The sequence below is a fragment of the Streptomyces sp. NPDC005202 genome, assembly GCF_040608235.1.
Taxonomy (GTDB): Bacteria; Actinomycetota; Actinomycetes; order Streptomycetales; family Streptomycetaceae; genus Streptomyces.
Map to the genome: position 1 here is coordinate 1 of NZ_JBEXHW010000056.1, position 12,423 is coordinate 12,423.

Here is a 12,423-nt window from a genome sequence, read left to right on the forward strand (position 1 = left end):
TGGCTTCCGCGGCCGGGCTGGTGCCCGTCCCGCGCGACTCCGGCCGCCGGACCGGCAACCTCCACCGGCCCAAGCGCTACAGCCGCCGCCTGCGCCGGGTGTTCTACATGTCCGCGCAGACCAGCATGATGCGCGAGGGTCCGAACCGGGAGTTCTACCTCAAGAAGCGCGGCGAAGGGCTCAAGCATGTCCAGGCCGTCATCGCCCTGGCCCGCCGACGAGCCAGCGTCCTGTGGGCCCTGTTGCGCGACAACCGGGTGTTCACCTCCGCCCCGCCGGTCGCGCAAGCGGCTTGACTTCGTCATTGAGACTCCTTCTGGGGTGGCGGTGAGGGGTCGTGGGACGTGCCGAGCGCGTCCCAGGCGAGCGCGGCGGCGCCGATCGCACCCGCCCACGGACCGAGGCCGGCAGGCAGCAGGGGCACTTGATGGATGTCGGCGAGCCGTGTGCCCAGGGCGGCGCGCAGCGGGCTGAACAGCGCGGGTCCCGCGGCGGCGAGGCCACCTCCGACGATCAGTGCGTCCGGATCGATGACGGCGGACGCCACGGCGATGCCGTGGGCCAGGGCGTTTACGGCTTCGCACCACAGCCTGACGGCGACGGCCTCCCCCGCGAGGGCTCGGTGGACCACCTCCTGTGCCGTGACCCGTTGGGGCACCTGGCTCTCCGCCCGATAGCGGCGCTCCAGTGCCGCAGCGGAGCCGATCGCCTCCACACATCCGGACTTACCGCACACGCAGCGCGGACCGGCGGGGTCGGCGATCAGGTGCCCGATCTCGCCGGCGCAGCCGCGCCGGCCGGCGCGGACCCGGCCGTCGAGGACGATCGCCGCGCCGACACCGGTGCCGACCGTGACGACGACGAGATCGCGCAGGCCCCGGCCCGCCCCCGCGCGGGACTCGGCGATCGCGGCGAGCCTCACGTCGTGCCCGACGCGGGTGGGCAGTCCGGTGCGCGCGGCGGCGAGCCCGCCGACGGGCCAGTCGCGCCAGCCGATGTTCTCGGAGAACAGGCCTATGCCGGCGTCCTCGTCGACCAGCCCGGGGATTCCGATGCCCATCGAGGCGATCCGGCCGACCATGCGTCGGGCGCGCGCGAGGACTTCGTCGACCGCGCCGAGGATCCGCCGTGTGGCCTCCTCCGGTCCGCTGTCGGCACCGGTCCGGAAGGTCCAGCGTGCCAGTGTGTGCAGGGTCCGGTCGGCGACCACGGCCTTGACGGAGGTGCCTCCGACGTCCACGCCGATCACATGCGCGGGGGCCGGACTCACCGCGCGTCACCCTCTGTGTGCGCGTCGGCCGCGCCGACGGGCAGATCCGGGGCCGCCTCCGCCGTCGGATCTGCCGGCCAATCCCCGGTCGGATTTGCCGTCAGATCCGCTGCCAGTGCGAGCAGTCGACGCAAGGGGTCCGTGGCCTTGGCGGCGGCGACTGCCTCGGCGCCCTTCCCCGCGTACTGATCGGACAGGGTGGCGGTGAAGGCCTCTCGCCATCGGACCCAGGCGTTCAGCAACCGCCCGACCTCCTGCTCCGAGCGGCGACGCGCGGCGTCCAGTGCCGGATCGGCCCGGGTGCGTCCGTCGACTTGGGCGTCGGCGTGCCACGCGGCGGTGCGGCAGGCTGTCTCGGTTTCGAGTTCCAGAGTTGCGTGGCGGGCGCACAGCGCGAGCACCTCCTCGCCGTGCTCCATGAACAGCGCCTCGGCGGAGCGCAGGTAGTGCGGTTCGCGGCGGGTTACGCCGGCTTCCGCCTGGCGCAGCCCGGCTGCTACCGGTCCCAGGAGCCGGTCGATATCGTCCCCGGTGGCGTCGGCGTTCCAGTACAGCTCCGCCGCGGCGGCCAGGGGCAGCCAGGCGGACGCCAGCGGCTCGGTGGGCGGTGAGACCGTGCTGTAGGCGGCCCAAGCCGTGCTCACGACCCCGGCGGCGCCCAATGCCCGTGCCTGCCGGGCCCACAAGGCGGCGTTGGCGATACGGCGCCCCCACAGGGGAAGGCAGACGTTCTCGCCGTCGCAGCCGCGCAGGCCCGAGGCCCCGATCAGGCGGCGGCCGCGGGCCGTGAGCGCGCGCGCCCACGGCAGCGGATGCCCGCCGAGGTCGTCGGCGTCGTACTTCACCGCGCGCAGCAGCCTTTGCTCGTCGGCCGGCAGCGACTCCAGGTCCACCAGCCGTGCGTCGGGGGGAAGCTCGGGCAGCGCCTCCGGGTCGCGGCGCAGTGCCGCGCTCGCCACGATCGCCGGCGGGTTGCCCCATCGCACATGCCCGGTGCGGTCGCGGTGGGCGGCGTACTCCCACGCCATCACGACCGTCTCCGGGGGCAGTTCGTCGACCATCGCGGGATCGCGCTCGGCGTACAGCACGTCGTCCCAGACCACTGGTCGCCGGCCCCGCTCGACCACCAATCGCGCTGCCCGGGCGACGTACTGGCTGTACAGCCGCGGCCGTCCGTGCTCGGCGACGTATGCGCGGCAGCGTTCGCAGGTTCCCAGCGACCACGGTTCGTCGCCGCCGATGTGGACGAGGGAGGCCTCCGGATGGGCGGCGAGCACCTCGTCGAGCATGGTCGTGAACAGGCCGAGCGATCCGGGGTGCAGCGGGCACAGTTGCTGTCGCCGGTCGTCCTCGGCGAGGTGGGCGTGGGCCGGACGGCACAGCATGTACTCAAGGTGCCCCAGGCACTGCACGAGCGGCACGACGTCGATGCCGAGTCGTGCAGCGTCCTCGAGCAGGCCGCGCAGTTGGTCCTTCGTCAGCGCGTGCGGGGAAGTGACCCCCAGTCCGGCGCCGTAGGGAAACTTGTCCTCGTACTCGACGAGCAGCGTGTTGATCTTCCACCGGCCGAGGCGGCCCAGGACGTCGTGCAGGAGGTCCAGGCTCGGCATCGGGCCCTTCAGATCGAGGTGGGCGCCGCGCAGCGCCAAGTCCGGGAAGTCCACCAGGCGGCCGCAGCCGGGCCCGATGGCGGCCAGCGCGGCCGCCGCGTACAGCAGACCGCGCGCATCGTGGGCGGCCAGCTCGATGCGGTCCGGGCGGGTCTCGACGACGTACGCGTCGGTGTGGTCCGGTGGGGGCGCGCCGCGGCTGTCCCGGTCAGCGCCGGCCACGATCCGGCCGGGTGCGCCGTCCGGCCGCAGCGGCAGTCCGGTGAACGCGGCCACCGCACGGCCGGCCTCGACAGCGTCCGGCGGGCAGTGCACCACCGAGCCGGGAGGCGCGGTGAACCGGCCGGGCTGCGGGTGCACCGCCTTGGGGCGAGGAAACAGATCCCGGGCGTCCATCAGCGGATGCCGCTCCTTCCGATGTCGAGGACGTACAGTTCGCCGTCGTGCACCCGCAGCAGGGCGGGCCGGCGGGCGGCCAGTTCCGCGTTGCCGTCCGGGGCGTACTGCCGGCTGTTGCACTCCAGCGCCGGCACGCTGCGCGGCAGGTGCGCCGCACATGCGGCGGAGTGCTCCAGTGCGGCGCCGACGCTGGTGAGGTCCTGCAGGGTGAGGAACCTGCCGTGGCGGCGCGCCCAGCACGCCGCGAGCAGGGTCTGGGTCTGGCCCTTGGCGGTCTTGACGGCCACGCCGCTCCAGCCCTCGGCGGCCAGCTCGTCCAGGCGGGTGGCGTCGTCGGCGCCCTCGTCGGCGACGACCGGCAGCTCGGCGCCGAGGGTGGTCAGGGCCCCGGGGTGGTGGGACGCGTCGCGTGGGAAGGGCTGCTCGGCATAGACGAGGGCGCGGCGGACTTCGGGGGCGTCATGCTCCAGCAGGCGCAGCAGGGTGAGCAGTTCGTCGGGGCCGCTGTATGCCTCGTTGGGGTCCAGCGACAGGCGCGGCCGCGCCGGACCGGCGCCGCGGGCGGCCAGCGCCTCGGCAGCCACCCGGTACGCCGCGCGCACCCGTGCGGCGTCGTGGTCCGGGGCGGTGCCGTGCACCTTGAGCTTCAGCCACCGCACTCCGTCGCGGCGCACCCACGTCGCAAGGTCCGCGGGCGGGCCGCCGGCGGTGTCAGGCCGGTCCGGTCTGCCCGATTCGGCGGGAGTCAGCGGTTCGTCCACGCCGACGACGTGCTGAACGGGCAGCCTGGCGGCCGGACGTCGGGCGAGAAAGTCGGCGGGGTGGCGCCCGGCGAAGGCCGGGCCGAGGTATTCGGCCAGGTCCGCGCCCAGGTGGTCGGCGTCGTAGAGCGGGTAGGCACTGCCGCCGGCGGCGCGCGCCCAGGCGTCGTGCAGCGCGGTGTCCACGGGTGCCAGGCAGAGCAGCCCGGCCAGCCGGGGCATGGGGTGCGGCAGCTGGTGGGCGGCACGGGCTTGTCCGAGGAACTCACCGAGTGCGCGGGCGAGATCGGTGCCGAGGCGGAGCGGGTCGTGGTACCCGTCCGCCGCGACGACGGCGTCGCGTGCCAGCTCGACGACGGTGCGCATGACCGCATCCCTGTCCTCGCCCTGGCACGGTGTCCCGCCGTACGCCCAGGGGTGGGACAGCAGCACGGTGCCGTGCCCGCTTGCCGCGGCGCCCGTCCGATTGCGCACGCCGAGGGTGACCTGCGCCTCGGTCAGGCCGGTGATGGGTCCCGAGCTGAGCACCAGGGGGGTGCGGAAGGGTATGGCCCGGTACCGGACTTCGGCATGGTCGACGCGTACGTCGCTCGGGCGTGCGGTGGCGGTCACCGAGCCGCCCCGGAACGCTTCGCCCGTGGGTACCGCGCATCCCGGTATCCGGCCGCGAACGCGGCTCCGTTGTATGAGACGTCGTCGACGGCAGGGTCGTCGAGTGCCACCCAGCGCCCGCCTTCGCGTTGCGAGGCGCGTGCGGCGAGCGCCGCCAGCTCCGGCTCCATCAGTGCGGTGAGCGGCAGCGGTGCGGGCGCCTGTCCGGCGAGGAAGGGCAGTACGGCCGCCAGGAGGCTTGAGTAGAGCCGGTCGGGCTCGCAGATCAGGTGCTCGACGTCGACGTCGGTCAGGACGGTGGCGTGGAACGGGTGCCGGGCGGCCGTGGGCCCGAGACTGACCATGCCGGTACGTCCGTCGCGCCAGGCCAGTTCCACCCTGTGCTGGCCGTGCCCCCCCAGATGCCGTGCGGCCGACACGCCCGGCCCCAGCAACCCGTGCAGCAGTGAGTAGGCGTGGACGCCGTAGTCGAACGGGTCGCCCGAGCAGCCGACCAGCCCGAATTCCGCCCGGTCCGCGGGATGGCGCTCGTGCCATGCGGCGACCTCCGCGCACCACCGCAGCGACGAACCCCCGACGATCCGCACTCCTGCCTCGGCCCAAGTAGCCATGCGCCGCAAGTCTGTTGCCCGTCCACCGAACGGTTTGTCGACGAACATCGCAACCCCAGCGTCGGCGAACGGAGCCGCCCGTTCGATGCGGCGGTCCCAGTCGCAGCCGTGCAGGAAGGCGGCGTCCACCTCGGCGGCCATGTGCGGCAGGGAAGTGAAGACGTGCGCGATGCCGTGGCGGTCGGCGAACGCCCGTGCGTAGCCAGGCGGGTGGACGTCGCCGCTGTCGTACACGCCGACGACTTCATGGCCTGCGGCCCGGATCAGCGGCAGGAACGCCTCCGGGTGCGAGGTGTCGAGGTCGACCAGCCCGATGCGCATGGTGTGTCCTTTCCGGTGGGGGTGTGCGGCAGCGTGGGCAGGACCGGCCGGGGCAGCGGTGGCCACCCCGCGGTCGGCGGCCGTGCCGACCCGGCCGGTGCGGCTCCTCAGCCCTTGACGGCGCCCTTCATGCCGTCGATGAAGTGCTTCTGCATGGCGATGAAGAAGACGACGATCGGCAGGATCGCCATCACGGTTCCGGCGGCCAGGCTGCGCACGTCGTCGCCGAAGATTCCCTGCAGGTACGCCAGGCCGAGGGAGATGGGGTACTTGTCGTCGCTCTTGAGCACCACCAGCGGCCAGATGAAGTTGTTCCAGACGTTGAGGAATCCGAAGATCGCCAGCGTCGCCAGGGTGGGACGCACCTGGGGCAGCACCACCCGCCAGAAGATCTGGAACTCGTTGCAGCCGTCGATGCGGGCGGCGTCGGACAGCTCACGGGGCACCTGCTCGAAGGCCTGGCGCAGCAGGAAGACGCCGAACGCGCTGAGCAGGCCGGGCAGGACCACCCCGGCGAAGCTGTCGACCATCCCGAGTTGGGAGATGACCAGGAACCGGGGGACGAGCATCACCTCACCCGGAAGGAACATGGTGGACAGGATCAGGAAGAACATGAACTGCCGGCCGCGGAACCGCATCCGGGCGAGCGGGTACGCCGCCAGTGCCGACACGGCCAGATACGCCGGCACGGTCAGCAGCTCCAGGATCAGCGAGTTGAGCAGATACCGGGGAAAGGGGATCTTGGTCCAGGCCTCGGCGAACCAGTGCAGGACGGGCGGGAGAGGGAGGATCTGCGGTGGGAAGGAGTAGACCGGCTGGTCGGGTGACTTCAGTGCCGAGGACACCAGGATCAGAAACGGCCCGATGAACAGGAGCGAGACGAGGGAGAGCAGCGTGTAGAAGAAGATCTTCGTACGGGTCTTCATAGGTCGGTCACCGTCCTCCCGCGTGTGACCTTGTAACTGACCAGCGACAGGACGATGAGAATCGCCCACAGGACCAGGCCCATGCTGTTGGCGTAGCCCACGTCGAACCGGCGGAACGCCTCGTCGTAGATGTAGTAGCCGAGGGTCATCGTCGAGTCCTGCGGCCCGCCCTGGGTCATCACGAACACCGAGGTGAAGACCTGCATCGAGTCGAGGGCCGCGAGCACGACCACGACCGCGACGTACGGGCGGATCAGCGGGACCGTCACGTACCAAAGCCGCTGCACCGGCCCCGCGCCGTCCACGTGCGCGGCCTCGTACAGCTCGCGCGGGATCGACTGCAGTCCGGCGAGATAGATCATCATGTAGTAGCCGAGTGACTTCCAGCTCTCGACGACGACGAGCGCGGGCAGGGCCCAACCGGGTTCGAGCAGGTACTGCACCGGCTGGTCGAGGATGCCGAGCGAGGTCAGCGCCCAGTTCAGGACGCCGCGCTGATGGAAGACGTAGTTCCAGGCGATGGCCACGGCCACCATCGAGGTGACGACGGGCAGGTAGTACAGGAGCCGGTACGCCTTGATGCCCCGCAGCGGCAGGTTGACCAGGACGGCCAGCAGCAGCGGCACGGCCACGAGGATCGGCAGCATCCCCAGCATGAACAGGAACGAGTTGGCGAGCGCGGTCCAGAACCGGGGGTCGTGCAGGAGGTGTTCGAAGTTGTCAAGCCCCACCCACCTGGCGGCCGACACCACCCGGTAGTCGTAGAAGGACAGTTGTACCGCCGTCACGGCCGGCCAGGCGAAGAAGACGCCGAGCAGCCCCAGCGCCGGCGTCAGGAACAGGTACGGAGTCGTCCGCCGATGCCGCGGTATCCGGCGCTTCGGCGGCGCCGGATCCGGCGGGCCGGCGCCGCGCCGCTCCTGCACCATGCGTTGCAGCGTGTGAGTCCTCGTCATGCCTCACCCTTCGTCGAGGCCGGACCGGGGCGGACCGGCAGTCCTGCGCGCTTCTCGATCGCCGGTCTGTGCAACCCCTTGACAGTGCGACAGCTACGAATAGCCTGTGTCCGAAACAGAGATTTAGGACAGCCGAAATTAGAAAGTGGGGGGAAAGTAGCCCCGCACGTACGGGCTGTCAAGGCTTCCTACGGCCCGTCACCTCACCGCCCGAAGCCGCCGGTTGACGCAGCACTCCGGCGGTCTGCACACACCTGGAGGTCTGCTGTGAGAACGGGCTCGCTGCGCCGACAAACCGCCCTCGCCCTGGCGGTAGTCGGCCTTGTCACCGCCTGCACCCCGGGCGCTCAGAAATCGTCCGACAACGCCCAGGACGACTCCGGTCCGGCCAGGATCGAGTTCTGGACGATCAACCTGAAGAAGAACTACAACGACTACATCCAGGGGATGATCGACCGCTACCACAAGGACCATCCGGACGTCACAGTACGCTGGGTCGACATCCCCGGCGCGGACGTCAAGCAGAAGCTGCTGTCGGCGATCGCCAGCGGTGACACCCCCGACGTCGTGAACCTCACCAACATCGACCTCGAGCAGTTCGTGCCGTCACTGGCCGACCTCGGCAAGTACGTCACGCCCGAGCAGCGCAAGCAGTACATCCCGTCGCTGATCGCACCGCTGCAGCGGGACGGCAAACTCGTCGCGATCCCCTGGTACAACGGCGGTGCGCCGATCGCCGTCGTCAACACCGACCTGGTGCGCAAGGCGGGACTGAACCCGCACGAGCCGCCCAAGACCTTCGACGAAGCGCTGAGCTGGGGAGCGAAGGTCCACCAGGCCAATCCGAAGACGTACGGCATGAACGGCATCCCGGACGCCTCCATCCTGCAGATGGAAGGCATCGACATCCTGACGGCGGACCGCAAGAAGGCGGCGTTCAACACCCCCGAGGCGGCGGCCGTCCTCGACAAGTGGCGTGCCGGCTTCAAGAACGGAGCCATCGCGCCCGGCGCCACCGTCAAGGACGAACGGCAGTACCCACAGACACTGGACAACCAGCAGGTCGCCTTCAGCGCGAACACCCTGCCGTTCAACCTGCTCAACATCCAGAAGAACGCCCCGGACGTCTACCGCAAGCTCGAGGTCGCGTCGGGCGCGGTCGGCGAAAGCGGCCGCTACCTGCTGCCCGACCAGCAGACGTTCGTCGTCCCGGCCGCGTCCAAGCACCGTAAAGCGGCTGCCGACTTCACCCTGTACATCACCAACGCGGCCAACCAGACAGCCTTCTGCAAGCTCGTACCGATCTACCCCTCCACCAAGGAGTCGCTGAAGGACCCCTTCTTCAGCACGTTCAAGCAGGGGAACCTCATGGACGAGGCACGCAAGGTGATCGCCGGTGAACTGCCCAAGCTGAAGCTCGGGTTCTACGGGACCGGCAAGGACGACGAGCTCAACGAGCGGTTCAGTGAGCACATCAGGGCCTTCCTCATCGGCTCGAAGTCCGCGAAGCAGACGCTGGGCGAGACCGAGAAGGAGTGGAACGACATTCTCGCCGGCAAGAGCTGACCCACATGTGCCGACCGGCCGCCGCGCGGCACGCACATCGACACGGGAGATCAGGAATGGATCAGGTACGAGTGGGCATCGTCGGCGCGGGCATCATGGGCCATGCGCACGCCGACGTGCTGCAGGGGCACCCGGGGGCCGTGGTCACCGCGGTCACCAGCCGCCGCCGTGGGCCGGCCGAGGAGCTTGCCGCCCACGTGGGCGGCGCCCGCGTCCACGCCGGCTACCAGGAGCTGGTCGCCGACGACGCCGTCGACCTGGTGATCGTCGCGACCCCTGACCACCTGCATGCCGATGTCGTCGTGGCCGCCGCGGAGGCCGGACGGCATGTGCTGGTCGAGAAGCCCTTCACCACCTCCGCCGTGGACGCCGACCGGGCGCTGGCCGCGGTCCGGAAGGCGGGCGTCAAGGCGATGACGGTGTTCAACCACCGGTGGGTGCCGTCCTACGCACAGGCCAAGGACCGGATCGCGGCCGGAGACATCGGCACTCCGGTCCTCGGATACGCCCGCAAGAACGACCGCATCCACGTGCCCACGCGGATGATTCCCTGGGCCGCGGACACCACGGTCTCGTGGTTTCTCTCCAGCCATGACATCGACCTCGTGTGCTGGCTCTTCGACGACCAGGTCGAAGAGGTCTACGCCAACGCGGTGCGCGGACGGCTGGCCGGCCTCGGTTTTGACACCCCGGACGCCATCCAGGCCCAGGCACGCTTCCGCAGCGGCGGCGTCGCGACGTTCGAGGCCTGCTGGATCTACCCGGACACCTTTCCCACGATGACCGACTCGTTCGTCGAGATCGTCGGCAGCGACGGAGTCATCCACCTCGACCGCAAGGTCGAGCAGATCGAGATCGCCACCGCCACGGCTCACGAATACCCCCGCAATCTGCTGCAACGCACGGTGCACGGACGTCCGGCCGGAGCGGTCGCCGAGGCCGTGTGGCACCTCGTCGACTGCATCACCGACGACACCGAGCCGCTCGTGAGCCTGGAGAGCTCACGGCATGTCACCGCGGTACTGGAAGCCATCCACCGTTCCATCGAAACCGGTGCGCCCGCGTCGGTGGCGGAATCGACGGTGGCGCACCCACCGGAGGCGGACTGAATGGCGGTCGAGAAACCACCACACGTCGATGAAGCGAGGATGCGGCACATCACCGACGCCGCTCTCCTCGCCGGCCTCGACGCAGGCAAGCCGCAACTCGCGGCCGTCACAGCTGCGGTCACCGCCGGGGACGTACCCGCCGCGCTCGCCGTGCTGCGAGGGCATCTCGCCGGCCGCAGGGAACCCGCGCCGGCCCTCGACACGGTCCGGTGGGCCTCCCACGTCGCCGGCACCGATGCGGCCGCGCGGGTGATCGCCACCGCCGACGGGCTGCTCACCGGGCGCATAGACTTCACCGACCCGGCGCACGGCAAGTCCGGCCTGTACGGCTACCACTACCTGTACTGGGCTCAGCCGCTGGTGCACGCCGCGGCCCTCACGGGCGACGAGCGGTACGTCCGTCGGTTCGCCGGGATCGTCGACGCGTGGTACGCGAGCCGGGACCACGTCCGCGGTGAGTGGCCGGGCCTGCACCCGGTCTGGTACACCCTCGGTGTCGCCGGCCGGTCCCAAGTTCTCATCCAGGCGCTCCGCGTACTGGGAACCTCGGTGGCGCTGCCGGACGGCACCTGGCTGTCGATCGTCAAGACGCTGCTGGGCGGGGCGCGCTGGCTGGCCGAGGAGCACGACACGTTCCGGCATGGCAACTGGCAACTCACCGGCTGTTCCGTCCTCGCTCAGATCGCGGCGTTCCTGCCGGAGTTCGCCGAGTCGGCCGGCTGGGCCGAGGTCGCGCGTGCCCGGCTGGACGAGCACTTGGAGCTGGACGTCTACGCCGACGGCGGGCACTACGAGCGCACGCCGTCATACCACACGATGTGCCTGGGCTCCCTGCAGATCGCGGCCGTCGTGGGCGAGCAGTACCTCGGCTGGGATCTCGCGGCGCATCCGCGGTTCGCGGCCATGCACGACTGGCTGCTGTCCCTGACCGCACCGCCCGGCTGGGTGCCGCCCTTCAACGACTCGCACCAGGTGTGGAGCGGCGAGCACCTGCTGCGCGGCCACTACCTCCTCGGCCGTCCGGCGTACAAGGAGCTCGCGCAGCGCACGCTGTCCGCCGAGCGGATCCGCGAGGTCCTCGCCTGGCTGCCCGCGCGGCCCGGCCGCGGCGCTCCGGCGGACGAGTTCGCCGCGGCGCCGGCCGCGCGCCCACCGGCCGGATCGACGTTGCTCCCGCAGAGCAAGTTCGCGGTGCTGCGGGCGGAAGGCGGGGACACCATCGACGCTGACAGCCTGTACGCCACGGTCAACTGCGGCCCGTTCATCGAGCACGAGCTGGAGAGCCACAGCCATCTGACCGCGGTCGATCTGCTGCTGTGCGGGTACGGCGAGCCCCTCGCCTGGGAGGCCGGCGGCCCGGACAGCTATGACGACCCTCGCTACCACTCGTGGTACCGCTCGACCCGCGCGCACAACACGGTGACGCTGCCGGACCAGGACATGGCCGAGGACCACGACGCCGAGGTCGAGGTGTTCGCCGCGCTCCCGCCGGCTGACGTGCTGGTCGCCGTGCACACCGGACACGGCACCCCCCACCGCCGCACGGTGATCTTCATCCGGCCCGGTGCGGCAGGGGCCGGATACTGGTTGGTCACCGACGAGTTGGAGGGGGCGGGCCCCTTCCAGTGGCTGCTGCACGCGCCCCGCCCGTGGACGCCGTCGGGCACCCACCGGCACGGCTACCACACCGCCCGGGGACCGGGCCTGCTCGTCCTTCCCACCGCACCACACCGGGTGCACGAGGTGCGGACGAGCGAGGGCCCTTGCACCGTCCCGGACCCCGCGACCGGCGGCTCGGCCCCTGGCACGCTGCACGGCCTGGCCTTCGGCTACGACGCCGGATCGGCCGCCGCCGTCGTTCTCGCGCCGTTCCGCGAGACCCCGCCCCCGGTGACGGTGACCACCGACGGCCGGGACGTCCTGGTGCGCACCGCCCAGACGACCGACCGGATCGGACCCGGCCGGCTGGTACGGGTCGGCGCGGAGGGTGTGCGCGGCGCCGCGCTGTGGCAGGGCGACCGGCTGGAGCACGAGGGCCGGCTGCTGCTCGCCGGTCGGGGCATCACCTCGGCCGGCCTTACCCGGACCGCCGACCGGCTGACCGTCACCGCCGAGTGCCGCGCACGGACGACGCTCACGGTGGGCGAGCCCTCGGCGCGGCAGGTCCGACTGGGCGGCGTCATCCTGCCCGAGGCCACCCACGACGCCGGCGGAGATCCGGTCCGCGTCGTACTGCCCGCCGCCGGCCGTTGGACCGTCGACATCGAAAGGAACCGGTGACC

General features: G+C 71.1%; 10 protein-coding genes. 4 read left to right on the forward strand and 6 right to left on the reverse strand.

The genetic code is table 11. The features are described from left to right. A partial coding sequence (locus ABZV31_RS36395) for a transposase (protein ID WP_355901126.1) occupies window positions 1-296 on the forward strand: 296 nt, incomplete at its 5' end. A 5-nt stretch (window positions 297-301) separates the two neighbouring features. Here the strand turns inward: ABZV31_RS36395 and ABZV31_RS36400 are convergent. The 6 genes from ABZV31_RS36400 to ABZV31_RS36425 all read right to left on the reverse strand — a co-directional run bounded on the left by ABZV31_RS36400 (window position 302) and on the right by ABZV31_RS36425 (window position 7,466). Then, window positions 302-1,270 (reverse strand): ROK family protein, encoded by a 969-nt coding sequence (locus ABZV31_RS36400; protein WP_355901127.1) that lies wholly within the window; start codon window positions 1,268-1,270, stop codon window positions 302-304. Beyond that, window positions 1,267-3,276, reverse strand: a complete 2,010-nt coding sequence (locus tag ABZV31_RS36405) for a family 20 glycosylhydrolase (protein WP_355901128.1) — start codon at window positions 3,274-3,276, stop codon at window positions 1,267-1,269. Before ABZV31_RS36405 ends, ABZV31_RS36400 begins: the two co-directional genes overlap by 4 nt. Further along, entirely contained in the window at window positions 3,276-4,652 is a 1,377-nt protein-coding gene (locus tag ABZV31_RS36410; protein WP_355901129.1) for an enolase C-terminal domain-like protein, read from the reverse strand. The genes ABZV31_RS36405 and ABZV31_RS36410 overlap by 1 nt, the downstream gene beginning before the upstream one ends. Next, window positions 4,649-5,584 carry a hypothetical protein gene (locus ABZV31_RS36415; protein WP_355901130.1) on the reverse strand — a complete coding sequence of 312 codons (936 nt, stop codon included), beginning with the start codon at window positions 5,582-5,584 and terminating at the stop codon, window positions 4,649-4,651. Before ABZV31_RS36415 ends, ABZV31_RS36410 begins: the two co-directional genes overlap by 4 nt. Window positions 5,585-5,691: 107 nt before the next feature. Continuing rightward, window positions 5,692-6,510 (reverse strand): carbohydrate ABC transporter permease, encoded by an 819-nt coding sequence (locus ABZV31_RS36420; RefSeq protein WP_355901131.1) that lies wholly within the window; start codon window positions 6,508-6,510, stop codon window positions 5,692-5,694. Next, complete coding sequence (locus tag ABZV31_RS36425; protein ID WP_355901132.1) at window positions 6,507-7,466, reverse strand: sugar ABC transporter permease; 960 nt, start codon at window positions 7,464-7,466, stop codon at window positions 6,507-6,509. The genes ABZV31_RS36420 and ABZV31_RS36425 overlap by 4 nt, the downstream gene beginning before the upstream one ends. A 267-nt stretch (window positions 7,467-7,733) precedes the next feature. On the opposite strand from ABZV31_RS36425, the gene ABZV31_RS36430 reads away from it, so the two are divergent. Genes ABZV31_RS36430 through ABZV31_RS36440 form a run of 3 tightly spaced genes read left to right on the forward strand, consistent with a single transcriptional unit; the run spans window position 7,734 to window position 12,421 of the window. After that, the gene (locus ABZV31_RS36430) at window positions 7,734-9,032 is read left to right on the forward strand and encodes an extracellular solute-binding protein (protein ID WP_355901133.1); all 1,299 of its coding nucleotides are present in this window, start codon (window positions 7,734-7,736) and stop codon (window positions 9,030-9,032) included. Between the two features lie 56 nt (window positions 9,033-9,088). After that, the gene (locus ABZV31_RS36435; protein ID WP_355901134.1) at window positions 9,089-10,141 is read left to right on the forward strand and encodes a Gfo/Idh/MocA family oxidoreductase; all 1,053 of its coding nucleotides are present in this window, start codon (window positions 9,089-9,091) and stop codon (window positions 10,139-10,141) included. A 39-nt stretch (window positions 10,142-10,180) separates the two neighbouring features. Further along, window positions 10,181-12,421, forward strand: a complete 2,241-nt coding sequence (locus tag ABZV31_RS36440) for a heparinase II/III family protein (protein WP_355901135.1) — start codon at window positions 10,181-10,183, stop codon at window positions 12,419-12,421. Window positions 12,422-12,423 lie beyond the last annotated feature (2 nt).